20 protein-coding genes and 1 pseudogene are annotated in these 24,053 nt (G+C 68.9%); 8 read left to right on the top strand and 13 right to left on the bottom strand.

Annotated features, from left to right (window positions below):
* Nucleotides 1-83 precede the first annotated feature (83 nt).
* Nucleotides 84-932 carry an isoaspartyl peptidase/L-asparaginase gene (locus J2753_RS14140; protein WP_209492710.1) on the top strand — a complete coding sequence of 283 codons (849 nt, stop codon included), beginning with the start codon at nucleotides 84-86 and terminating at the stop codon, nucleotides 930-932.
* A 166-nt stretch (nucleotides 933-1,098) separates the two neighbouring features.
* Nucleotides 1,099-2,004, top strand: coding sequence for a type II methionyl aminopeptidase (gene map, locus J2753_RS14135; RefSeq protein ID WP_209492709.1), 906 nt, complete (start codon nucleotides 1,099-1,101; stop codon nucleotides 2,002-2,004).
* Between the two features lie 165 nt (nucleotides 2,005-2,169).
* On the opposite strand, the gene J2753_RS14130 is transcribed toward map, so the two are convergent.
* Both J2753_RS14130 and J2753_RS14125 read right to left on the bottom strand, forming a co-directional pair.
* Complete coding sequence (locus J2753_RS14130; protein ID WP_209492708.1) at nucleotides 2,170-2,370, bottom strand: DUF7835 family putative zinc beta-ribbon protein; 201 nt, start codon at nucleotides 2,368-2,370, stop codon at nucleotides 2,170-2,172.
* Between the two features lie 119 nt (nucleotides 2,371-2,489).
* A complete protein-coding gene (locus J2753_RS14125; RefSeq protein WP_209492707.1) occupies nucleotides 2,490-4,676 on the bottom strand; it encodes an ATP-dependent DNA helicase in 2,187 nt (728 codons plus the stop codon).
* Nucleotides 4,677-5,008: 332 nt separating this feature from the next.
* On the opposite strand from J2753_RS14125, the gene J2753_RS14120 reads away from it, so the two are divergent.
* The gene (locus tag J2753_RS14120) at nucleotides 5,009-5,329 is read left to right on the top strand and encodes an antibiotic biosynthesis monooxygenase family protein (RefSeq protein ID WP_209492706.1); all 321 of its coding nucleotides are present in this window, start codon (nucleotides 5,009-5,011) and stop codon (nucleotides 5,327-5,329) included.
* A gap of 99 nt (nucleotides 5,330-5,428) precedes the next feature.
* On the opposite strand, the gene J2753_RS14115 is transcribed toward J2753_RS14120, so the two are convergent.
* The 4 genes from J2753_RS14115 to J2753_RS14485 form a co-directional block, all read right to left on the bottom strand.
* Entirely contained in the window at nucleotides 5,429-6,043 is a 615-nt protein-coding gene (locus J2753_RS14115; protein ID WP_209492705.1) for a dolichol kinase, read from the bottom strand.
* Nucleotides 6,040-7,839, bottom strand: a complete 1,800-nt coding sequence (gene glyS / locus J2753_RS14110) for a glycine--tRNA ligase (protein ID WP_209492704.1) — start codon at nucleotides 7,837-7,839, stop codon at nucleotides 6,040-6,042. The genes J2753_RS14115 and glyS overlap by 4 nt, the downstream gene beginning before the upstream one ends.
* Nucleotides 7,839-8,696, bottom strand: coding sequence for a CBS domain-containing protein (locus J2753_RS14105; protein ID WP_209492703.1), 858 nt, complete (start codon nucleotides 8,694-8,696; stop codon nucleotides 7,839-7,841). Before J2753_RS14105 ends, glyS begins: the two co-directional genes overlap by 1 nt.
* A gap of 163 nt (nucleotides 8,697-8,859) precedes the next feature.
* Nucleotides 8,860-11,664: a S8 family serine peptidase gene (locus tag J2753_RS14485; protein ID WP_209492702.1), complete on the bottom strand. Its 2,805-nt coding sequence runs from the start codon at nucleotides 11,662-11,664 to the stop codon at nucleotides 8,860-8,862.
* Between the two features lie 117 nt (nucleotides 11,665-11,781).
* On the opposite strand from J2753_RS14485, the gene J2753_RS14095 reads away from it, so the two are divergent.
* The 4 genes and pseudogenes from J2753_RS14095 (at nucleotide 11,782) to J2753_RS14480 (ending at nucleotide 16,582) form a co-directional block, all read left to right on the top strand.
* Nucleotides 11,782-11,925 carry a DUF7556 family protein gene (locus tag J2753_RS14095; protein ID WP_209492701.1) on the top strand — a complete coding sequence of 48 codons (144 nt, stop codon included), beginning with the start codon at nucleotides 11,782-11,784 and terminating at the stop codon, nucleotides 11,923-11,925.
* A gap of 161 nt (nucleotides 11,926-12,086) precedes the next feature.
* A complete protein-coding gene (locus J2753_RS14090; protein ID WP_209492700.1) occupies nucleotides 12,087-12,506 on the top strand; it encodes a PPC domain-containing DNA-binding protein in 420 nt (139 codons plus the stop codon).
* A 19-nt stretch (nucleotides 12,507-12,525) separates the two neighbouring features.
* Nucleotides 12,526-16,257, top strand: a complete 3,732-nt coding sequence (locus tag J2753_RS14085) for a DNA polymerase II large subunit (RefSeq protein WP_209492699.1) — start codon at nucleotides 12,526-12,528, stop codon at nucleotides 16,255-16,257.
* A gap of 17 nt (nucleotides 16,258-16,274) precedes the next feature.
* Nucleotides 16,275-16,582: pseudogene (locus J2753_RS14480) on the top strand (DUF7130 family rubredoxin-like protein).
* A gap of 436 nt (nucleotides 16,583-17,018) precedes the next feature.
* Here the strand turns inward: J2753_RS14480 and J2753_RS14080 are convergent.
* The 5 genes from J2753_RS14080 to J2753_RS14060 are packed head-to-tail and all read right to left on the bottom strand — an operon-like array spanning nucleotide 17,019 to nucleotide 21,394.
* Entirely contained in the window at nucleotides 17,019-18,575 is a 1,557-nt protein-coding gene (locus J2753_RS14080; protein ID WP_209492698.1) for a sulfatase, read from the bottom strand.
* A 58-nt stretch (nucleotides 18,576-18,633) separates the two neighbouring features.
* Nucleotides 18,634-19,806, bottom strand: coding sequence for an NAD(P)/FAD-dependent oxidoreductase (locus J2753_RS14075; RefSeq protein WP_209492697.1), 1,173 nt, complete (start codon nucleotides 19,804-19,806; stop codon nucleotides 18,634-18,636).
* 56 nt (nucleotides 19,807-19,862) lie between these two features.
* Nucleotides 19,863-20,495 carry an IMPACT family protein gene (locus tag J2753_RS14070; protein ID WP_209492696.1) on the bottom strand — a complete coding sequence of 211 codons (633 nt, stop codon included), beginning with the start codon at nucleotides 20,493-20,495 and terminating at the stop codon, nucleotides 19,863-19,865.
* Complete coding sequence (locus J2753_RS14065) at nucleotides 20,496-20,996, bottom strand: amino acid-binding protein (RefSeq protein WP_209492695.1); 501 nt, start codon at nucleotides 20,994-20,996, stop codon at nucleotides 20,496-20,498.
* A gap of 47 nt (nucleotides 20,997-21,043) precedes the next feature.
* Nucleotides 21,044-21,394 carry a hypothetical protein gene (locus J2753_RS14060; RefSeq protein WP_209492694.1) on the bottom strand — a complete coding sequence of 117 codons (351 nt, stop codon included), beginning with the start codon at nucleotides 21,392-21,394 and terminating at the stop codon, nucleotides 21,044-21,046.
* Nucleotides 21,395-21,531: 137 nt separating this feature from the next.
* On the opposite strand from J2753_RS14060, the gene J2753_RS14055 reads away from it, so the two are divergent.
* Nucleotides 21,532-22,161 (top strand): hypothetical protein, encoded by a 630-nt coding sequence (locus J2753_RS14055; RefSeq protein WP_209492693.1) that lies wholly within the window; start codon nucleotides 21,532-21,534, stop codon nucleotides 22,159-22,161.
* On the opposite strand, the gene hisB is transcribed toward J2753_RS14055, so the two are convergent.
* Together hisB and hisA are read right to left on the bottom strand one after the other, a co-directional pair.
* Complete coding sequence (gene hisB, locus J2753_RS14050; protein ID WP_209492692.1) at nucleotides 22,158-22,745, bottom strand: imidazoleglycerol-phosphate dehydratase HisB; 588 nt, start codon at nucleotides 22,743-22,745, stop codon at nucleotides 22,158-22,160. The genes J2753_RS14055 and hisB overlap by 4 nt on opposite strands.
* 533 nt (nucleotides 22,746-23,278) lie before the next feature.
* On the bottom strand, nucleotides 23,279-24,007 hold the full coding sequence (gene hisA / locus J2753_RS14045; protein WP_209492691.1) for a 1-(5-phosphoribosyl)-5-[(5-phosphoribosylamino)methylideneamino]imidazole-4-carboxamide isomerase: 729 nt from the start codon (nucleotides 24,005-24,007) through the stop codon (nucleotides 23,279-23,281).
* Nucleotides 24,008-24,053: the final 46 nt, after the last annotated feature.

Below are 24,053 nucleotides of genomic sequence, written 5' to 3'. Positions count from 1 at the left end.
TTCTCCACTGCGCCGATCCCCCTGTCCCGGCGCCTGCCACCGCTTCCCGTGGATTGATGGGTGCGCCCGACCCGAATCGGGCCATGCGAATCATCGTCCACGGCGGCGCCGGCTCCACCCCCGACGAACCCGAACCCCGACAGGCAGTGCTCGACGACGCGGCGCAGGCGGGCGTCGCGGAATCGGATCCCGTCGACGCCGTCGAGGCCGCGGTGAACGTGCTCGAAGCCTCCGACCGCTTCAACGCGGGCTACGGCGGCGCGGTCCAGTCCGACGGTCGGGTCCGGACCGACGCCGGCCTGATGACCTCCGACCGCGAGACGGGCGCCGTCGCCAGCATGGACGCTGTCCAGGAGGCCATCTCGGCCGCACGGGTCGTGATGGAGGAGACGCCCCACATCTTCGTCAGCGGCGAGCACGCCGTCGATCTGGCGGCCGAGTTCGGCATCGAGACCGATGTGGACCTGCTCACCCCCGAGAAACGCGAGGAGTACGAGGAGGAGAACCCCCCGACAGAAGGACCGAAAGCTCACCTCGAGTGGCTCGAAGAACGATTCGGCGGCCACGACACCGTCGGCGCGGTCGCGTTCGAGGACGGCGAGTTCGCCGCAGCCACCTCCACGGGCGGGCGCTCGTGGGCGCTCGCCGGCCGCGTGGGCGACGTGCCGCAGGTCGGGTCGGGCTTCTACTGCACGCCCGCCGGCGGCGCCTCGGCGACGGGCGCCGGCGAGGACATCGCGAAAGTGACGCTGAGCCAGCGGGCGGTCGATAAGCTGGAGCACGGCACCGACGCCCAGACCGCCGCCGCCGACGCTATCGCCGAGTTCGACGAGATAACGGGCTCCTCGGCGGGCGTCATCGTCTGCGGCGAGGAGGGGACGGGTGCCGCGTTCAACTCCGAGGGGATGCAGACGAGTACGGCGACGCGGTAGCTTCGGCGACCACGTCAGCGCTGGAACGGAGTCGGCGACGCCGCGCTGGTCCCGGCGCGGCTGACTGTTGCCGCGCGCGGACCCGCGTCCCGGCACGGCTGACTGTTGCCGCGCGCGGACCCTTGTGCCGGAACCTCTTTGCCGCCGACAGGCCAACCGAGTACTCATGACCGACGGCGATCTGAGCGAGGAGGCAGTCGAGAAGCATCAGGAGGCCGGCGAGATTCTCGTCGAGGTAGTCGAGGAGGCCAAAGAGCTGGTCGAACCCGGCGCAACCCACCTCGAAGTCGCCGAGGCCGCCGAGGCCCGCATCGTCGAACTCGGCGGCGAGCCCGCGTTCCCGGTCAACATCAGCATCGACCACGAGGCGTCCCACGCGACGCCCGAGGCCGACGACGAGACCGAGTTCGGCGAGGACGACATGGTCTGTCTGGACGTCGGCGTCCACGTCGACGGCTACATCGCTGACGCGGCAGTCACCGTCGACTTCTCCGGCAGCGACGAACTGGTCGAGGCCGCCGAGCAGGCCCTCGACGCCGCCCTGAGCGAGGTCGAGGCCGGCGCCGAGGTCGGCACCGTCGGCCAGGCCATCGAGGACGTGATCGACGGCTACGGCTTCTCGCCCGTGCTGAACCTCTCGGGCCACGGGCTCCAGCGCTACGACGCCCACACCGGGCCGTCGATCCCGAACCGGGGCGTGGATCGCTCCGCGGAACTGGAGGCCGGGCAGGTCGTCGCTATCGAGCCGTTCGCCACCGACGGGACGGGGAAGGTCGGCGAGGGGAGCCACGAGCAGATCTTCGAACTCCAGGAGGAACGCTCGGTGCGTGACCGCGCCGCGCGGCAGGCGATGGAGCAGATCACCTCGGAGTTCGACGGCCTGCCGTTCGCGCAGCGATGGCTCGACACGCCGCGGCCGGGGATGGCGCTGCGCCGACTCAAGGCCGACGGCGCCATCACGGGCTACCCCGTGCTGCAGGAAAGCGAGGGACGGCTGGTCTCGCAGGCCGAACACAGCCTGATCGTGACCGAGGACGGCTACGAACTGCTGACCGAGGGCCTGTTCGGGTAACGAGCGAGCGGCGCGCCGATCGCGCCGCAGTTCTCGCGGTGTCGTTGCCACTCAGAGAGTAGAAAAACGGCGCCCAGCGGCGCCGTTCCGACGCATTACCACAGCCGGCATCGGGTACTCGTCGTCGGGCCCCCACGCCCGGACGACGGCCACTCCGCCGGGAGTTTACGCGTTGTTCATCCGCGTCGCCGTCTCCGAATCGCACGTCTGGCAGACGGCAACCCGGTAGGGCTCACGTGAGAACTCGGAGTTCTCCTCGTTGTCGCTCTCGGTCCGGATCTCGACCCGGACGTCGTGGAGCGTCTCCCCGCCACAGTCCGTACAGGGTTCCCGAACGCTGTCGGGGTCGGAGGGTTGAGTGGCCATGCGGCCCGTAATACTCACAGTAACGGCATAAAGACGGGGGCTAAACGAAATGACAGGAAGCGCCGCGCGCCCGGAGAGCGGTCGAGGGGGGTTGAGACTGGTGTCCCGGCTCTCGGCAGTCAGGGGCGCGGCGGCGGGCCGTCGTACGCGTCCATGTCGCCGTAGAAGTTCAGGATCCCGAACTTCAGCTTCTCGGGGTTCATGTCGATGAGTTCGTCGCGTTCCTCCTCGGGGAACGTGTCACGAACCGAGTACCGGCCCATGTCCGCGCGGGTGTAGCGTTTGTCCGCGAGCACGCGGACGCCGAAGTCGTCGGGCGAGCGGATCACCCGACCCAGCGCCTGCCGGGTCTTCCGGATCGTCGGGATCTCGACCGCGTAGCGCCAACCAGCGTCCTTCTGGTGATCGTACGCCCGGTCGTAGGCGTCCTGGACCGCCTCGAGTCGGTCGTCGATGTGGGGGTACGGGACGCCGACGACGGCGACGGTTCGGGCGTCGTCGCCGTCGAAGCTCACCCCCTCCGCGAGCGTGCCCCAGAGCGACGTGAACAGCGCGGCGCTCTCACTGCCGACGAACCGCTCGCGCAGGTCCTCGGTGTCGACATCGGAGCTATCGAGCATCAGTGTCGCCTCACCGGGGTCGACGCCGCCGACCGGGGCACCCGTCCCGCCGAGTCGCTCGTAGTAGCGCTCGGCCTCCGCGTAGGAGGGGAAAAAGAGGAGCGTGTTCCCCGGCGTGAACTCCACGAGGTCCGAGACCAGATTGGAGACGCTCTCCTGTACCTCGGGGTCGCCGCGGTCGCTGGCGAACAGCGCCGGCGTGCCGGCGGCGTAGGTCCGGCGGCGGTCCTCGGGGTACTCGAGGCCGTAGGCCATCGTCACGGGGTCCTCGATGCCCAGCACGTCGGCGGCGACGTCGAACGGGCGGAGCGTCGCGGACATGAGGACGCTGGCGTACACCTCGTCGAACAGCGTCTTGGTCACGCGCCGTGGGATGCAGGTGTACAGTTCCGCGCGGCCGTAGATTTCGTCGGTTCCCCCGTCTCTGCGCACCGAAACCACCGGGTACTGGCCGAGTTCGGCGTTCTCCTCCATCCACGTCCCGAGGAAGCGCGCGGCCGCGAGCGTCGACGACTCGGCACGGGAGGTGGCGTCGCCCTCCTTGTACGCTTCCTCGTACTCCTCGTCGATGGTCTCGCCCAACTGGACCGCCAACTCGATCTCGGTGTCGATCCCCTGGCCCTCGTAGTTCCGGAGGAACGATAGCGTCAGGTCGTCACGGGCGTCGTCGTTGGCGATGGCCACGTCGTGCCAGTGCTCGTCGACCTGCTCGCGCTCGCCGTAGGCGAAGCCGTCCTCATACGTGCCGGCCAGCGCGTCCCGGAACGCCCGTATCACGTTCGCTGCGGGGTCTGCACGGGAGTCCTCCCGGCCGTCGAGTTCGTCGATGGCGCTGTCGAGGGTGTTCTCGGTGAGGCTTCGGCTGGCGTGGTCCCGCGCGGCGGACTCGATGTTGTGGGCCTCGTCAAAGACGGTGACGACGCGCTCTGGCTCCCGGTCGAGCCACCGGAAGAACTGCTCGCGGATGTTGGGGTCGAGCAGGTGGTGGTAGTTACAGACCACCAGATCGACCGCCTCCATCCCCTCCTTCAGGAGTTCGTAGCCACAGAGGTTCTCCCGGTCGGCGTACTCGTAGATTTCCTCAGGGGTGCGGACGCCGTCGTAGAGCCACTGGTAGAACTCGTCGTTGTCGCCCAGCAGGTTGTTGCGGTAGTGCTCGCAGACGTTGGCGCCCTCGACGTCCTCGATGCGGTCCTCGACCTCCTCCAACTCCTCCATGATCGCTTCACGGCGCTGGGCCGCCGACGCGTCGCCCTCGCGACTGGCGTCGAGGAGTTCGCGCTGCTGCTGTTCGAGTTCGCGCTTCTCGGCCTCGTCCTCGACGAGTTCGCGGGTGGTGTCACGCAGCGTCTGGCACTCCTGGTAGTCGACGCCGATGTGACACATCGAGGATTTGCCTTTGAACACCACCGCGCGGATGTCCTCCTTGTCGTTGATAGCGCGGGCCTCCTCGACGAACTGGCGCATCTGCTGGTGGACGTTGGTCGTGATGACGACGGTGCGGTCCTCCTCGCGGGCGTGCTCCAGCGCGGGGACGAGCGCCGAGAGCGTCTTGCCAGTCCCGGGGGCACCCTCGAACAGCACGTCGTCGCCGTCGTCCAGCGCGGCGGCGATGCGAGTCATCGCCTCGCCCTGATTGGGGTAGGGGCTGTCGTACGGGAAGAACCGGCGCGTCGTCTCTGCCACTACCGGGGATGGGGCGTTCGTAGTCAAAAACTCTCGGTCGGGAGGTGGGAAAACGCGAGCGACCGGCGGGAGCGAGCGGTAAACCGCCTCCAAAAGCGAACGGCGAGCGACGCGGGACCGAAGGTCCCGCGGGCAGCCGGCGGCGGAGCCGCCGGCGACGAAGCGAGCCGTGAGCGGGGCGAGACTGGGAAACGTGAGGGAGCGAAGCGACCGAACGGCAAACAGTCTCGAAAGCGAGCGGGGAGTGAAACGACCCGCGAGCAGGGGCGAGGTCGGAAAACGTCGACCGCTCAGGGAGAGCGTCTTCCTCGCGGCAGAGAGATTCCGGAAGCATGTATCTCGTCACGTTCCGCCTCGATCCGGGGGAGTACAACGCGGAGTTCCACGACCTGAACGACGCGATTCAGGCCGCTGCCGAGGACACGGAGGGGTATCTCGGGAAGCGGACGTGGCACGCCCCGGAGGGTGAGGAACTGCTCGTCGTCTACTACCGGGAGTCGCTCGACGGACTCGAGACGTTCGGCGCGGACGCCGACCACGAGGAGGCGAAACAGCGCTGGACGGTGTGGTACGATGCGTACGAAATCACGGTTACCGAAGTCATCGAGTCGTACGGCAGCGGGTTCGGCGACGACGCGGACCCGCCCGCGTAAGTCGCTCCACGTCGCCGCCACAGGTTCAAAAAGCCAACAGGAAAACCACCCGTGGGCGGCGTTCTCACACCCCTCCGTTTCGACTGGAGATCGCGGGACTCAGAAGCCGAGCACGGCGTTCAGCCCCGGGCCGGCGACGGCGAACACGGCCGCGATCCCCAGCGCGGCCGCCGGCGGGATGGAGGCGTTGTCGTCGACGACGTAGCCGGCGATGACCGGTTTGAACCCGTCGGCCAGCGTCGCGCCCGCGGCGCCCGCGGCGGCGGCCGCGAGGCCGACCGGGAGCGCAGCGACCGCGGTCGTGAACGGCGCCGCCAGCGCGAAGCAGACGAGGAACATCACGCCCAGCACGCCCGCCTGCTTGGCCGTGCCGGCGTCGTTGGAGCCGAGATAGCCCGAAACCGGGTCGCCGATGGTGAGCATCAACATTCCGGGCAGCGCGGCGACGGGGCCGAACACGAGCGCCACCGCGGCCTGCGAGTAGGCGTAGAGTGCGTAGCCAGCGACGTTCTCGCGTTCGTACTCGCGGGCCAGCGTGTCGAACAGCGGCCACTCGTAGTCGAGCACCAGACGGACGAACTCGAGTGCCGTGACGGCCAGCGAGAGCGCGAGCAACAGCAGGCGGACGCCCGGCCAGTCGACCAGACCCAGCAGGTACAGCGCCGGGATGCCCGTCCCCGAGGCGTGGACCGCCCGGCGCCCGAGTTCGCTCATTCGTCGGCGGTCTCGACGGTCTCGTAGCGACTCAGCAGCGCCTCGAAGTCGGCCTCGCCGTCGCGCAGCGCCTCGAGTTGGCCGACCAGTTCGCCGGTCGGGATGCGGGCCTGCGCGCCCGTGTCCCGGTCACGCAGCGTGATCGTCTCGGGGTCGTCCTCGAGACCGTCGCGGTCGACGGTGACACAGAACGGCGTGCCGACCTCGTCCTGCCGGCGGTAGCGCCGGCCGATGGAGCCAGAGTCGTCCCGCGTGGCGTCGAAGCCGGCGGCCCGGAGCGTCGAGACCACCTCCGCGGCGGACTCGAGCAGTGGTTCGTGGTTGCTCACGAGCGGGAACACTGCCACGTCCGTCGGCGCCATCTCGGCAGCCAGCGAGAGGTAGTCCCGCGTCTCGCCGCCGAGTTCATCGCGCTCGAGGCCGTGGTCGATCAGGGCGTAGACGGTGCGGTCGACGCCGAAGGAGGGCTCGATCACGTGGGGCGTGATGTGCACGCCGGCCTCGGTTTTCTCGACGACTTCGAAGTTCGCGATGTCGGTGTCGACATCGTACCGCTCGCCGTCGACGGTGACGGTGACGACCTCCTGTTCGAACGCGTCGGGGTCGTGCGCCGCGAGGTCCTCCAGCGCCTCGGCGACGGCGCCGGCGTCGCCGCCGAACTCGGGGCCGAGCACCGACATGTCGGGATCGACCGTCGGCTCCAGCACCGACTGGGGCTCGTCGTACTGCTTGAACACGGTGAAGTTCTCACCGCTGCCGTCGGCGTGTTTTGAGAGATCGTAGTCGCCACGCGAGGAGATGCCCGCGATCTCGATCCAGTCACCGCCGGCGCTCTCGACTTTGGCCTCGGCGTCCCAGCAGTCCGAGGCGTAGTGGGCGCGCTCGCCCGGGAGATGCTGGCGGAACCGGAGCTTCTCGGTGTCGAGGCCGATGCGCTCGTACCACTCCTGGGCGACGCCGAGGTAGTAGGCGATCCAGTCCGAGGCGACGACCTCCTCGTCGACGGCCTCGCGGACGGTGACCTCTCGATAGCCCTCGGCGGCGGGTGCGCTTTCTTCCTGGTCCGGGACGGCGTAGAGCCGGAGCGCCACGTCCGCGACCGTCTCGAGCGGTGGCTCGTCGTCCTCGGGGTCGATGAACTGCTCCAGTTCGGCCTGCGTGAGTTCACGCACCCGGATCAGGCCGCGCCGGGGCGAGATCTCGTTGCGGTAGGCCGGCCCGATCTGGGTGACGCCGAACGGCAGTTTGCCGCGGGCGTACTCCTTCAGCCGCGGGAACTCCACGAAGATGCCCTGTGCGGTCTCGGGACGGAGGTAGCCGGGCTGCCCCGAACCGGGGCCGATGCTCGTCTGGAACATGAGGTTGAACTCCTCGACTTCCTGGCCCGCGAGCGCGGCGCCGCAGTCCGGGCAGTCGATCTCGTGTTCCTCGAGGATCGTGGCGATCTCGGCGGGTTCGAGCGCCTCGGCGTCCTCCAGCGCGGTCGCACCCTCGACGAGGTGGTCCGCGCGGTGGGACTCGCCACACTCGGCGCACTCGACGAGCATGTCGTCGAACGTGTCGAGGTGGCCCGACGCCTCGAAGACGGGTTCGGGCATGATCGTCGGCGCCGCGATCTCCTCGTTGTCCTCCTTGAGCGCGAAGCGGTCGCGCCACGCGCTCTCGACGTTGCGCTTGAGCGCCGCGCCCTCCGGGCCGAACGTGTAGAAGCCGGCGGCCCCGCCGTAGGCTTCCGCGGCCGCGAAGAAGAACCCGCGGCGCTTGGCGAGTTCGACGACATCAGCGCGCTCGCCCATCAGACGGCCTCCAGCAGATGCACGTCCCGGAGCACGCCGGCGAGGTCGCCGCTGCCGACGACCGGGATCTGCTCGACATCGTTCGAGATCATCAGCTGTGCGGCGTCGACGGCGGACTTGCGCTTCGAGACGGTGACCACGTCCGCGGTCATGAACGCGGAGACGGGTTCGGCGGGGATCTCGACGTTCCGCGTCGGGATGTAGCGGTTGCCGACCGCCTTGATGCTCTCCCACTTCCAGTCCTCGTCGTCGCCGGCCATCGAGGCGCCGGTGTCCTCCTCACCCTCGACGACTTCGGCGACGGCGACGATGTCGACCTCGGTGAGTACGCCCGCCATCTCCGCCTCGTCGTCGAGTACGACGGTGTAGGGCACGTCAGCGAGACCGATCTCGCGCTCGGCGACCGGCAGCGGCGTGCCGGCGTAGGTGGTGTTGATCCCCGACGCACAGAGGTCGCCGACGGCGGCCTCGGCGCCGACCTCCTCGCGGGCGAGCGCGCGGATCACGTCGGTGATGGTGACGATACCCGCGAGCGACTCGCCGTTGTCTTCCTCGACGACCGGGACGCGCCGGGTGCCGGCTTCGAGCATCAGTTCGCCGAGTTCGTGGAGCGTCGCGTCGGCCGTCGTCGTCGGCACCTCACGCAGCAGCATCGCGAGGTCGTCCTCGTCGGGGTGTTCGATCAGGTCGTCGCGGGAGACCAGCCCCCGGTAGCGTTCGCCCTCCTCGGTCGTGCTGACGACCGGAACCGAGGAGAACTTCCGTTCCTGCAGGTACTCGAGGGCATCGTCGCGCGAGCCCGGGAGCGAGACGGTCACGAGCTCGGACGCGGGCGTCATGGCGTCGGCTACCTTCATGGCCTCGTGTTCAGTTGGCCCCCTCTTGTACTCTGCGAAGGTGTGCGCGGTACTGGCAACCGCGATCTGCGAAGGTGTGCGCGGTACTGGCAACCGCGATCTACGAAGGTGTGCGGGAACGGCACAGTGCGCCGAACGAGCCGGAAACCGGGCGTCGGCGCGCTCAGTTCCCGTCGACGCGCTTCGTCCCGGTGGTGCCGGCGACGCCCGCGAACCCGGAGCCGTCGTCGATCCGAATCGGGCCGAACGTATGCTCGGTCGCGAAGTCGAGCGTCTTCGTGGGTGTCTCTACCTCGTAGGTGAAGGTGGTCTCCTCGCCCGCCGGGGCGGTGCCGAGGTCGACGTAGGTGACCCCGGTCTCGTCGTCGGTCACCACGCTGAGCAGGTCCGAGACGACGCTGAAGCCGTCCGGAACCACGTCACGGACCTGTACCTCGGCGTCCGGGTCAACGGTGACCTCGACGGTTTCGAGTACACCCGTACCGAGGAGGCTGTCCTCCTCTTGGGCCTTCCGTCGCCCGCGAGCGCGAACGCCCGGCGTCTTGTCGACGGTGAGATCGACGTTCACCTGCACGTCGTCGCCGTTGGTCGCGCCCGGCACGTCGACCAGTTTGGCGGCCACGAGGTACGTCGATCCGCCGCCGCCCTTCTCCTCGCTGGCGGCCACCGACGCCGATCCACCAACGCCGGCCGCCCGGTCGACGATGTTGGGTTCGCCGTACTTGGCGGGGCTGCCGCCGTCATAGACGAACAGGTCGATGTGGGGCGCCGCGGTGGCGAGATCCGCGTCGTCACCCTCGTAGCCCGTGAACGCCACCGAGGCGTCGAGTTCGCCGACGCCGAGGTCGACGTAGCCCGCGACCGCGCGCTCGTCGAAGGGAACGTTCAGGCCCACCTGCTCGCTCGTGGTGCCGTTTAGCTCCTCGGTCGCCGCGTCGACGGCCGCGCCGGGGTTGAGGCGGCCGTACCCCTCGAACGGGTCGCGCCCGCCGAAGTCGTACGTCGGCGCCTTCGCGCGGTGCTGGCCCGCGGCGGTGAACACCGACTCCGAGGCGGTCGCGAGCAGGAGCTGTTTCTGTCGGTACACGTCGTCGATAATCGTGTCGACCGGATCCGGCAGCCCCAGCCGCGGGCCGCCGTCCTCCTCCATCGCCTGCGCGAGCAGGCCGGCTGCGCCGGTAGTGAACGGCGTCGCCATCGACGTGCCGGCTTTCCCGGTGAAGTCGGCGATGGGCGCCTGTTCGGACTCGGGCGTGTCCGCGACGCCGTTCTCCGCAGCGACGATGGTGTCGTCGACCAGCCCACCCGGCGCGGTCACGTCGGGCTTCATGTAGGACTCCGTCTCGTCCTCGTCGACGCCGCCGACGCCGCCCGAGGAGTAGCCCGAGATGCCGTCGAGCGGGCCGGTCGCGACCACAGAGACACACTCGTCGGCGATGGCGGGCGAGCCGTTGCCGTTGATCGGCGTCGCGGCGTTGCCCGCGGCCGCGAGCGTGAGGATGCCGCCCTGCGCGATGTCCTTGATCGTCGCCGGAATCCGGTCGAAGGTGCCTGCTGCGGCGCCAAGCGGGAGGCCGCCGGTGTAGCCCCAGGACATGTTGACCGCGCGCATGTTGAACGTCTCCGCGAACTGTGCTGCGTACGTGCCGAGGTCCGCCGTCGGCGCCGAGAGCCCCTGCATGCAGATGATGCTCTCGTCGGGCGCGACGCCGGTGTGGAGACCGTCGGCGCCGCCGGCGACCCGGTCGCCCGCCGTCGAGGCCGGATCGAGGAACGGCCCGTAGCCCACGCGGTCGACGTACGCCGCCGAGGCGTCCTCGCCGTCGGCTGGCGCGACCTCAAGCGTGTACGCGCCGGCAGTTTGGGCCGGCTGTTCGACCGTCTGCACGTCGAACGCCGAGGAGTCGCTGGTCGCGCCGGCGCTGTCGATCTGGGTCCCCGATGGGTCGTACAGTCGGAGTTCCGTGAGATCGCCATAGACGGCGCCGAACACGCCCGTTCCCGCGTCGGCGTCGATTTCGTAGCGCAGCGTGGCGCCCGTGACCGCCGAGAGCGCCGTCTGTGGCGCCTCGTCGGTGAAGGCGTCGGCGTCGATGGCGCTGGCCCGGCCGCTGCCGGCCATGATGCTCGAACAGTGGCTCCCGTGGCCGTTGGGGTCCCGCGGCTGGTCGTACAGGCCGTATCGGCTCCCCTCGTCGTACCAGCCGACGGCTTTCGGCGTGTCCGCGGTCGAGGTACTTCCTACGTCCTCGAACACGACCGAGTCGTCGTACGTCTGGATCGTCCCCTCGATGTCGAAGTAGGTGCCGCTGATCTCGTACTCCGTCGACGTGTTGACGTAGAGTTCGACGACGAACCGGTACTGGCTATCGCTCTCGACGGCGACGCCGCCGAGCGTCTCGGGCGTCGACCCCGTCGCGGTTCTGGCGCGGGTCTGCCACTGCTCGCCCGTCCAGTGGTCGATGCGGAACTCCAGATCGTTCGAGGCGTCGGCGTTGGGCGTCCACGAGAGGCTGGCGTCGAGTTCGTCGACGTCGGCCGGCGTCGTGAACTCGTGGGAGATCTCGTCGCCAGTCGCGAACGTGCCCGGGCCCGCCGTGCCCGAGAAGGACTCCGTCTCGCCGGATTCGACGCGGGAGACGTCGTTCTCGGCAGGCTTGGTGAGTTCGAGGGTGTCGCCGTCCGGGAACGCCGTCACGCCGTTCCACGGCCCCAGCGCCGGGTGTCGCGCGTCCTGCCCGGAGTCTGTCAGGCCGATCACGCGGTCTGCCTGCCCGCGATAGCCGCGGTCCCAGACGTGGCCCGCCTCGATGGCCCGCCAGTTCCGGAAGCCGCCGGTGTCGGCGTCCGCCGCCGCCGCGACATCGGCGCCCGCACCGAGTCCGGCCACCCCGGCCGCGACCCCGATCGCCTGCAAGAAGCTTCGCCGGTCGATACTTCCCCCCGCATTACCGTCGGATTTTGTCACGGGCCATGAGAACAATAGCCAGAGGGATAAACCTTGTCGCCGTTCCAGCGAGTTGATCCAGTGACATCGACTCAACGTTTCGACGGGTTTATGAGTGTGTGCGTGAGAGAGTATACCATGGCACCGGGCACGGTTCACGGCGGCGACGACGTGATGGGCTCGCTGGACGACACGGAGTTCGTTATCGCCGACCTCGGGCGGGAGGAGGCGTGGATCTCCGTACCGGAAGCCGACGCGCCGGTAGTCGCCGAGTGGGCCTGAGGCCCGCTCGCGCCGACAGCTTCTCCACATATTTTGCCGAACCCCGACAGACGAGGGGCCGACAGTCCCCGGGCGACCGCTCGTTCGACCGCGCCGGAGCGGCGGCGCCGACCCCGCAGTGGTACTGAAGGTTTTTGTCCTCGTCCCCGCTCTACTCGGGTATGGATTACCGCGAACTCTCGCCCGACCGCGAGTTCCTCGCCCGCCTCGAGACCGGCGCCGACTGGCGCGAGGAGATCGAGTCGCTGGCGGTCGAGGAGGACATCGACGCCGCGTGGTTCAACGCGATGGGCGCGGTACAGGACGCCGTCGTCTGGTTCTACGACCAGCAGGAGGGTGAGTACGAGGCCGTGGAGTTCGAGGAGCCACTCGAAGTCGCGGCCTGTATGGGCAACATCTCCTACCTCGACGGCGAGCCGTTCGCCCACACGCACGCGGTGCTCTCGCGGCCCAGCGGGCAGGCGCTCGCGGGCCATCTCGACGCCGCCACGGTGTTCGCGGGCGAACTGTACGTGCAGACGTTCGAGGAGCCACTGGAGCGGGAACACGACGCGGAGACGGATCTGGACCTCTGGCTGTGAGCCGACCCCGGGGTGAACGATGAGGGAGGACGACGAGCGCTACTTCGAGCGCATGGAGGAGCGCCTCGACGAGGCGTTCGACCGCGCCGAGGCCGCCCGCGCGCAGGGGTACGACCCCCAGACCGAGATCGAGATCCCGGTCGCGCGGGACATGGCCGACCGCGTCGAGAACATCCTCGGCATCCCCGGCGTCGCCGAACGCGTCCGCGAACTCGAAGGCCAGATGAGCCGCGAGGAGGCCGCACTCGAACTCGTGGAGGACTTCGTCGACGGCAGCGTCGGCGACTACGACAGCCGCGAGGGGAAGATCGAGGGCGCGGTCCGGACCGCCGTCGCCCTCCTCACCGAGGGTGTCGTCGCCGCCCCCATCGAGGGGATCGACCGAGCGGAACTGCTTGAGAACGACGACGGGACGGAGTTCGTCAACGTCTACTACGCCGGCCCGATCCGCTCGGCGGGTGGGACCGCACAGGCACTCTCGGTGCTCGTCGCCGACTACGCGCGCTCCCTCCTCGGAATCGAGGAGTTCCACGCCCGCGACGACGAGATCGAACGCTACGCCGAGGAGGTCGCGCTGTACGAGAAGGAGACTGGTCTCCAGTACACCCCGAAGGACAAGGAGACGAAGTTCATCGCCGAGCACCTGCCGATCATGCTCGACGGCGAGGCCACCGGCGACGACGAGGTTTCCGGGTTCCGGGACCTCGAACGCGTCGACACCAACTCGGCCCGCGGGGGGATGTGTCTCGTTCTCGCGGAGGGGATCGCGCTCAAGGCGCCCAAGATCCAGCGCTACACCCGCCAACTCGACGAAGTCGACTGGCCGTGGCTGCAGGACCTCATCGACGGCACGTACTACGACAGCGGCGGCGACGCCGACGAGGACGCTGACGACGAGGCCGAAACGGACGACGGCGAAGAAGCCGACGGCGAACCGAGCGAACCCGAGGGACCCGTCCGTGCCGACCCCGCAAGCAAGTACCTCCGGGATCTGATCGCCGGGCGGCCCGTATTCGGCCACCCCTCCGAGTCAGGCGGATTCAGGCTCCGGTACGGCCGGTCCAGAAACCACGGCTTCGCGACCGCCGGGGTTCATCCGGCGACGATGCATCTCGTCGACGACTTCCTCGCGACGGGGACCCAGATCAAGACCGAGCGCCCGGGGAAAGCCGCGGGCGTGGTGCCCGTCGACTCCATCGAGGGGCCGACGGTCCGCCTCGCGAACGGTGACGTGCGGCGCATCGACGACCCCGCGGAGGCGCTGGAGATCCGCAACGGCGTCGACGAGATTCTGGACCTCGGCGAGTACCTCGTCAACTTCGGGGAGTTCATCGAGAACAACCACCCGCTCGTCCCGGCCTCCTACGCCGTCGAGTGGTGGGAACAGGAGTTCGCCGACGCCGGCGCCGACGTGCAGGCGCTCCGGGACGACCCCCACGTCGATCTGGACACGCCAGACCCCCGGACGGCGCTGGACTGGGCCGACCGCTACGACTGCCCGATCCACCCCGAGTACACCTATCTCTGGCACGACGTGACCGTCGCGGAATACGACGCGCTGGCGGCCGCCGCGGCCGGCGGTGAGATCGGCGACGATGGTCTGCTGCTGAACCGGACCGACGACGTGCAGCGTGCGCTCGAACGCCTGCTGATCGAGCACACTACTGTAGACGATGGTGAGGCGCTACTGATCCCCGAGTTCCGCCCGCTGCTGCGCTCGCTGGGCGTGACCGAGGATCTGGAGCGCCAGTGGACCCCCGCGGACCTGAGCGAGCGCGCGCGGACGTGGGGCGCCGAGGCCGGCGACGCCGACGACGCCGCAGTTGCCGACGGCGGCCGACCGTCGCCGCCGTCCGCCGACCCCGACGGCGGTATGGCGATCCGGGACGAGGAGGGCGACTCGCCCGACTCCTCGGACTCGGCGGACCCGGACGCCGCCGTCGACGACGCCATCACCGTCGAGGGCCGCGACGACGACCACGCGGCGCCAAGCGTCGCACTCCCGGGGACGAACGCCATCGAGGCCGTGAACGAAGTCACGCCGTTCGAGGTCCGGGAGCGCGCCCCTACCCGGATCGGGAACCGGATGGGCCGGCCCGAGAAGTCCGAGAGCCGGGACCTCTCGCCGGCGGTCCACACGATGTTCCCCATCGGCGAGGCCGGTGGGAGCCAGCGCGACGTGGCGAAGGCGGCGAAGGACCGCACCGACGCCGGCCGCGGGGTCATCGAGGTGAGTCTGGGCGAGCGCGAGTGCCCGGACTGTGGCGAGCACACCTACAAGAACCGCTGTGAGAACTGTGGCGGCCACACCGAGCCGTACTTCGAGTGCGACGACTGCGGCATCGAGGTCGAACCCGACGAGTCCGGCCGGGTGGTCTGCCCCCGCTGTGAGTGGGAGGTCGAGAGCCCCGAGGAGCGCGTCGTCGACCTCAACGCGGAGTACCACGACGCCCTCGACTCCATCGGCGAACGCGAGGGGAGTTTCTCCATCCTGAAAGGGGTGCAGGGCCTGATGTCGGCCAACGAGACCCCCGAGCCGATGGAGAAGGGGATCCTCCGGGCGAAACACGACGTCTCCTCGTTCAAGGACGGCACCGTGCGCTACGACATGACCGACCTGCCGGTCACGTCGGTTCGGCCGGAGGAGCTAGACACCACCGCCGCGGAGTTCCGCCGACTCGGCTACGAGAGCGACATCGACGGCGAGCCGCTGCAGCACGACGATCAGCTGGTCGAACTGAAAGTGCAGGACATCGTGCTCCCGGACGGCGCCGCCGAGCACATGATGCGCACCGCGGACTTCGTCGACGACCTGCTCGAACGGTTCTACGGGCTAGACCCGTTCTACGAGGTCGAGGAGCGTGAGGACCTCGTCGGCGAACTCGTGTTCGGGATGGCGCCCCACACCTCCGCAGCGGTGGTGGGACGGGTGGTCGGGTTCACGAGCGCGGCTGTCGGGTACGCACACCCTTATTTTCACGCAGCCAAGAGGCGCAACTGCGACGGCGACGAAGACTGCGTGATGCTCCTCCTAGACGGCCTCCTCAACTTCTCGAAGGAGTTCCTCCCCGACCAGCGTGGCGGTCGGATGGACGCGCCGCTGGTGATGTCCTCCCGGATCGATCCCTCCGAAATCGACGACGAGGCCCACAACATGGACATCGTCCGGCAGTACCCCACAGAGTTCTACGAGGCCAGTCTCGAAATGGCCGACCCCGGCGAGGTCGAGGACCTGATCCAGATCGGCGAGGACACGCTGGGCACCGACGACGAGTACCACGGGTTCGACCACACCCACGACACCGGTGACCTGGCGCTCGGGCCGGACCTCTCGGCGTACAAGACGCTCGGCGACATGGAGACGAAGATGGACGCCCAACTCGAACTCTCCCGAAAGCTCCGGGCCGTCGACGAGACAGACGTCGCCGAACGGGTGATCGAGAACCACTTCCTGCCGGACCTGATCGGGAACCTCCGGGCGTTCTCCAGTCAGGAGACGCGCTGTCTGGACTGCGGCGAGAAGTACCGCCGCGTGCCCCTCACCGGCGACTGCCGGGAGTGTGGCGGCCGGATGACGCTGACGGTCCACCGCGGGTCGGTGAACAAGTACATGGACATCGCCATTCAGGTGGCCGAGGAGTTCGGCTGCCGCGACTACACGAAACAGCGCCTGGAGGTGCTGGAACGGTCGCTCGAGTCCGTTTTCGAGAACGACAAAAACAAACAGAGCGGGATTGCGGACTTCATGTAGGCCGCGGCGTCGCGGATTTGCCGTCGTCGCCGACCGCCGTCGCCTTTCTCGTCTCAGTAACTCTCGGGACCGACGTGTACGGCGAAGACGGGGCGGAACTCGGTGAAGTCCGTGCGATTACCGGGGACGGGTTCGCCGTCAGCACGCAGGGGGGATCCGTGCGCTCTCGGTCGAACACGACCGCGCGGGCCACGAGTTCGGCGAGGCGGAACTGCTCTGGCGGTGTGCGGACTGCGGCGAACTCGGCGAGGTGGCGGACATCCCCGACGAGTGCCCCTCGTGTGGCGCCGATCGGACCGCGCTGTACTACTGGACTGAGGACTGATCAGGGGAGTTCTTTTTTGAGTGGGGTCGTATCGCTTCTTGTGCGGCGTTTCGTGACGGCGACAGCATCTCGATCGTTGACCACTTGCGACCGCACCCGCACCGCGGCCACAGCCTCCCCAGCCGATTCGCTCCCGTATGGTCGCTCATCCCTCGCGCTCGCGTCGCGCACAGAGGCGCGACCGCCTCGCGCCACCGCCGGCAGCGGTGGACGCCTCGCGGCCGGCAACGATTGCCGGCCGCGGGGGGAGGGGTGGGGAGCCGGCGCTGTGCCGTCGCCGAGAATCTGTGATTCTCGGCTGCCAACCAGAAATCTCCGATTTCTGGTGACCGGGCCTCGTGCCCGACACCCTGCGGTCGCAATTGGTCATGCTCACTCCGCTGTCGTGTTCGCGGTCGCCGTACAGATAGCCACAGATCCACAAAAGAACCGTCGACTACTCCATATAGCCGAGATCCTGCAGCCGATCCTGAATCTCCTCGTCCATCTCCTCGACGGCCTCGTCAGTCACCTCACTCGCCGCGGCGCTGGTCCACGCGCCGCCGATTTCGGACTCGAACACCGCGAGTTCGGACTCGACTTCCTCAACCGTCTCGTCGCCCTCCCCGACGAGGTTCTCCGTCTCGTCGGGGTCCTCGTCCAGTCGATACGCCTCGTCCTCGATCCGGTCGATGCGGACGTACTTCGCGTCCGCGCGGCGCGCCGCGCGCATCCGCGCGTAGAACCGCGAGTCCTCGTCGAGTTCGATGCCCGCATCGGCGGCTTTCTCCTCTAACTGCTTGAGTTCGACCACCGGCCGGGAGTACTCGATGAACCCCGTCTCGCCGTCCGGCGCGGCCTGCTGGGCCGGGTCGGGGTCGTCTACCTCGTCGAAGTCTCGGTAGGACTCCGAGAGCAGCGAGCGCATGGGGTCGAGCGAAACGGCCTCCTCGTCGGCCGCCATCGGCGTCGCGTCGGTGTCGAACGTGTCCAGTACGGTGTGGTAGAGGTCCAGCAGTTCGACGGTGTCCTCGCGGCGCTCGGCGTCGAGGGACGGGTGCTTGACCAGCAGCGGGACGTTGACAATCGGGTCGTAGAGGCCGAACTCGTGGCCGTAGAGGTCGTGCTCGCCGTGGAGTTCGCCGTGGTCCGCACAGACCACGACCGCGGTATCCTCCCAGCGGTCGGTCTCCTTCAGCCAGTCGAACAGGCGGGTGAGTTGGCTGTCGATGTGGGCGATTTCGGCGTCGTAGAGCGACTTGATGTCGTCCCACTCCGCGTCGTCGATGTCGCGGGCGCCGCTGTTGAACTCCTTGGAGTTCTGGCAGACCTCACTGGAGTCGACGCCCGGCGCGAACTCCTCCTGGAACTCCTCTGGCGGGTGGTACGGCAGGTGGGCGTCCATGAGGTTGATGAAGGAGAACCAGTCCTCGCCGTCGGCTTCGGACTCTTCGATGAACTGCTTCGTCCGGTCCATCACGCGCGGCGTCTTCGAGTCGGCGCCCTCGCCGGAGCTGAGGTACTCGTGAGCGGTGTTGCCGGCGCTGACGATCATGTCCGCCAGTTTCCGGAGTCGGGGGTTGTCGTTGAGCACCTGCCACATGCGCGCGAGCGGACCCGAGAGCAGGTCGCCGGGCATCACCTCGAAGAAGTTGTCCTGATCGTCGAAGCCGTCGGTCAGATGGGTGTAGGGGGTGATCCAGGCGTTCGAGGAGTAGCAGGCAGTCCGTGTGCCGTCGGCCGAGAGCGACTGGGCGAGCGTCGTCGCCCCCTCGAGGTAGGGGTTCTCCTGGTCGGCGCCGTGGCGCGAGGGGTACATCCCGGTGAAGATGGAGGTGTGGACCGGGAGCGTCCACGGCGCGGGCGCGACGGCGTTCTCGAAGACGGTGGCTTCGTCGGCGAACCCGTCGAGGCCGGGGGTGGTGTCCCGGTCGTAGCCGTAGGGGCCGAGACGGTCCTTCCGGACGGTGTCCATCACCACGAAGAGGACGTTCGACGGCGAGCCGCTGGTCATACCCCGAGTAGCGGTGGTGGGGCGGATAAGTTTCCTGTTCCGCGCCGGCGCGCGGCCGTTAGAACCGCGCCGGATCGAACGCCGAGAGGTCGACCGCTGGCGCCTCCCCCTCGATCAACTGGGCGATCACCTCGCCCGAGTAGGGGCCGAGTGTCAGCCCCGTCGGGCCGTGGCCCGTGGCGACGTAGGCGCCCGCTACGTCCGGAACAGGCCCCAGCATCGGGAGGCCGTCCGGACTTCCCGGACGCAGGCCCACGCGAACCTCGTGGAGCGTCGCGTCGTCCAGGCCGGGGGCGAGTCGGAGCCCCGAGTGCAGCACCTCGTGGACGCCGCTAGCGGTGGTTCGGGCGTCGAAGCCGGCGTCCGCCTCCCGGGTGGCGCCGACGACGATCCGGTCGTCGTCCCACGGGACCATGTAGTTGTCCGCGACGCTGCCGACGATAGGGAGGTCCGCGGTGTCGTCGAACACGTCGCTCTCGCCCGCATCGAGATGGACGATCTGACCCCGCGTGGGGCCGACCGGCAGTGAGAGGTTGAGGTCCTCGCCGAACCCACTGGACCACGCACCGCCGGCGACGACCACCTGATTCGCGTCGATGCGCTCGGTCTCGCCGGGGGTTCGTTGCTGCTGGCGGGAGGTCCGCCCCGTAGGGTCGACCGCGACACCCTCGACGGCGCCGTCCTCGACGACGATCTCCTCGACGACGCCGTCGAGCGTCGCGAGACCGGATCGCTTGGCCGCGCGCCGGATGCCCGAGGTGAGCGTTGCGCCGTCGACCCGGGCCGCCCCGGGGAAGCGCAGCGCCTTCTCCACGTCGGCCAGTGCGGGGAACGCCGCCTTGGCGGCCTCGGGGGAGATCGCTTCCACGTCCGCGTCCCGGCGCTCGGCGCGCTCCCGGTCGTTTTCGAGCGTCCGGGCCTCCTGCTCGGTGAGCGCGACCGAGAGCAGATCCGTCTCGAGATAGCTGTGGTCGTCGATCCCCTGGTCCTCGAGTCGGCGGATCAGCTTCGGGTAGTGAGCGGCGGCCTCGACGGCGAACGCGAACCAGTCGTCGTCGGCACGCCGGCTACTCGTGGGCGGGGAGATGATCCCCGCGCCCGCGGCCGTCGCGCTGCCCTCGCGCCCGTCGTCGATCAGCAGCGTCTCGACGCCCCGTTCAGCGAGGTGGAACGCGGTCGCCGTGCCGACGATCCCCCCGCCGACGACCGCAACGTCCGTCTGTTCGACCATGGAGAGTGTGTCGGCGGAGCGCGGCAAAACCGTTGTGCCCGGTACTCAGAAAGAAGCTACTCGACGCGGGCGCGGCCGCTGGTCGCCGACTGGATGCGGTCCCGCAGGCCGTCGCTCTCGGTGACGGGCGCCGACACCTCGAACACGACCTCCGCCTCGTACTCGGCGTCGAACTCGCAGTCCGCGCCGTCGAGAATCCCCCGGACGGTGCCGGAGTCGTCGTAGTCGACGGTGACGGTGAAGCGGTGGCGCGGCCGGACCGCCTCGACGCCGGCGTCGTCGACGCCCTGCTTCACGGCCCGGGAGTAGGCACGGGCGAGGCCGCCGACGCCGAGGTTCGTGCCGCCGTAGTAGCGCGTGACGACGGCGACCACGTTCCGGATCTCGCGCTGCTGGAGGACGTTCAGCGCCGGCTTGCCCGAGGAGCCTGTCGGCTCGCCGTCGTCGCTCTGGTACTCCCGGATCATGACCTCGTTCACGCGGTCCGGGGAGGTCTCACCCGCGGGAACGCGATACGCTGGGACGTTGTGGGTCGCGTCATCGTACTCCTCGCCCACGGCCTCGACGAACGCCTCCGCCGCCTCGACGGTGTCGGCGCGGGCGACGTGGCCGATGAACTCCGAGCCACGGATCTCGAAACGGGCCTCGCCGCGGCCGGCGACGGTGCGGAACGGCTCCGGGTCGGCCATTCAGAACCTCACGGCGCGGACGTGGGGCAGGTCCCGGATCGCCTTGAGGAGATCGCCCGAGGGCTCGGTGTCGAGGACGATGTAGAGTGTCGGCTCGTCGGCGAACTCCGGGTCGTCGGAGAGCACCTGCCGGATCGAGACGCCCTCGTCGGCGACGAGGCTCGTGACCCGGGCGACGATGCCGTCGGCGTCGGCGTCGGTGGGTTCGACCCGGACGACGGTGAAGTCGAGGACGGGTGCGAGGTCCATCAGGCTCGGCACCGCCGAGATGTTCTGGAAGATGCGCCGTAGCTCCTCGTCCTCCAGCAGCGCCTCGGTGGTGGAGTCGACGACCCGGCGGTCGACGCCGATCTCGCGGGCGATCTGGGTGTCGGGGATTTCGATCCCGCCGGAGACCACCCGGCCCTCGTCGTTGATCGAGAAGCCGCGTTCGAGCAGCAGGCGCACCACCGTCTGCTGGGAGGGCGACCCCTCGAACTTCTCCATGATCTCGTCGAACACGTTAGCGGAAGGAGACAGTCATCGGGGTTAAACCCCCGCTTCGCGGCTCATCGCCCGTCGGTCCGGCCGGCCGCGCGGTCGATCTGGCAGTCGATACAGCGGTCGTCCGCGTAGCAGAACTCGGTGCCGTGCGGGCAGTCCCACGTCGATTTCTCGGCGGAGAGCCGGCGCTTCTCGCGTTCCCACTCGCGCTCCCAGTTCTCGATGGTGCCGTTGCGCTCGGAGGCGTACACCACCTCGTCGTTCTGGAGGATCTTCGCCTCGTCGAGGTCAGAGGCGTCCTTCACGGTCGCGATAGCGTCGCCGATGGAGTCGGCCTGCTCGGTGTCGACGCCGTGCCGGTGGAACAGTTTCACGCTGATCGTCCGGCCGGTCGTCTCGGTTGGCTGGATGTCCATTGGGCGGTTCGTACGGGAACTGGGCCGCGCGCGGACTTAAGCGCCGGGCCGGCGGCGCGCCCGCGACACGTCGGGGGACGCACCGGCCAAGCGAGTCGGGGGGCGGGCTTTTTGCTCGCCCGGGGCGACCGCAGACCATGGCCGACCTCCAGTCGTGTTACTTCTGTGCCAGCCCCGACGACGTGGGCGAGTACGCCGTGGTCCCGCCACGCCTCGGCGGCGGCGACCGCTCGGTGGCGCTCTGTCCGGACTGCAAAACGAAACTCCTGCGCGTGATGGAGCCACTGATCGAACGCGCCGAGCAGGGCACCGACGCGTCGACTGACGCCGGCGGATCATCGGCGGAACAGCCGTCGACGCCGACGGACTCGGCCACGGACGGGATCACGATGGATTCGGGCGGTGCAGGCGCGAGTGCGAACTCGGGCGGTGCCGGCGCGAGTGCGGATTCGGGCGGTGCCGGCGCGAGTGCGGACTCGGGTGGGAACGGGAGTGAGAGCCCCACGAACGACGGCGGAGCCGCCAGCGACGCCGGAACGACCGACGACACGGTCTCCCCGGCCGCCGCTGGCGACGACGCGCCGCCGCAGTACCGTCGGGCGATGCGGATGCTCTCGAACCGGCCGTTCCCCATCGAACTGGGAGAGGTGGAGTCGATGCTCGCGAACGCCTACGACCTGGAGCGCGAGGAGATCGACGCGGTGCTCGACCGCGCGGAGGCGGAGGGCCGACTCGTCGCCGAGGACGGGCAGATCCGGGAGCCCTAGAGGCTGCCTTTCGTGCTCGGCGTGTCGCTCCGGCGCTCGTCGAGGCGGGTGGCGTCGTCGAGCGCGCGGGCGAACCCCTTGAACAGCGCCTCGACCTCGTGGTGGGCGTTCTCGCCCTCGACTTCGCAGTGCAGCGTGAGGCCGGCGTGCTGGCCCAGCGAGCGCGCGAAGTGCCGCGCGAGCACGCTGGTGAACTCCCCGATCCGTTCCTGGGAGAACTCCCCGTCGAACCGGAAGTAGGGGCGGCCCGACAGATCGACGACGACGCCCGCCTGCGCCTCATCCATCGGGATCCGACGGTCGGCGAACCGGCGGATGCCCGCACGGTCCCCCAGTGCCTCGTCGAACGCCTGCCCGAGGACGATGCCCACGTCCTCGATGGTGTGGTGGTCGTCGACCGCGAGGTCGCCGTCGCAGGCCAGTTCGAGGTCGAACAGGCCGTGCCGGGCGAAGGAGTCGAGCATGTGGTCGAGGAAGCCGATGCCCGTGTCGACCGCCGACTCGCCGTCGCCGTCGACGACGAGCGTGCAGTCGATTTCGGTTTCGGCGGTCTCGCGGCTGACGCTCGCTCGACGGTCGGTCATACTTGGGTGAGTGGGCCGGGGGAGCAAAGCGGTTGTGGAAGTTTTGGGGATGATTGGGGGTTGTTGGGAGTGGAACATCTGCTGGAGTCGCAACAGCGACCGCGAACAGCACCGCGGAGTTCCCAAGGACACTTGCGACCGCGACGCACCGCAGCCACAGCCTCCCCAGCCGACTCGTTCGCTATCGCTCACTCGTCCCTCGCGCGCTCGTTCGCGTCCGTCGACGCTCACGTTGCGCGCCACCGCCGGCAGCGGAGCGGTGGACGCCTCGCGCCGGCGAATCGTCGCCGGCGCGGGGGGAGGGTGCGTGGCCGATCGAAGGGAGGCCACGGAAGACCGAGCGGGGAGCGTCAGCGACCCGCGAGGGGTGGGGAGTCGGCGCTGTGCCGTCGCCGAGAATCGCAGATTCTCGGCTGCCAACCAGAAATCTCCGATTTCTGGTGACCGGGATTCATCCCCGGCGCCCTGCGGTCACAAGTTGTCAACGATAGAGCTGCTGTTGCTGTCGCCGTCATAATACCCGGAAAACCGTATCAGACGTCCATCGCTTCACGAAGCGAGAACCGACCCTCGTACAGCGCCGTCCCCACGACCACCGCAGCCGCGCCAGCATCCCGCAGCGCCGCCACGTCGTCCAGATCCGTTACGCCGCCGCTCGCCACGACCGGGATCTCCACCGCGTCGACCACCCGCTCGACGGCCTCGCGGTCGATCCCCGAAAGCTGTCCCTCCACGTCGACGTTGGTGAACAGGATCGACCCAGCGCCCAGTTCCTCGTAGCGCGCTGCGGCCTCCGCAGGGTCGAGTCCGGTCCCCTCGGTCCAGCCCGAGACCACGACCTCGCCCTCCTTCGCGTCGAGGCTCACCATCACACTCTCGGGATGGCTCTCCGAGATCCGCTCGACGATTTCGGGCTCCTCGACGGCTGCTGTCCCGAGAATCACGCGGTCGACGCCCGCGTCGAGCAGCGAAGTAGCGTCCTCGACCGTCCGAATGCCGCCGCCGACCTGCACGTCGATGTCCTCGCCGGTGGCGTCAACGATGGCCGCGATGGCGTCGGCGTTCTCTCGCTCGCCCTCGAACGCGCCGTCGAGGTCCACGAGGTGGAGCGTTTCCGCGCCCTCGTCCAGCCAGCGCTCCGCGGCGGCGACCGGGTCGCCGTAGCGTTTCCCGGAGTCGCGCTCGCCGGCGACCAACTGGACCGCCTCGCCGTCCTGTACGTCGACTGCGGGGATCACCTCGAACGTGGGAAAATCGGTCATGCGGGAGGCTGGGGCCGCCGCTCGCTTAGCCGTGCCGGACCCGGAA

This window comes from Halolamina salifodinae (genome assembly GCF_017874235.1).
In the GTDB taxonomy this organism is placed as follows: domain Archaea; phylum Halobacteriota; class Halobacteria; order Halobacteriales; family Haloferacaceae; genus Halolamina; species Halolamina salifodinae.
This window is presented reverse-complemented; position numbering and strand designations above follow the sequence as displayed.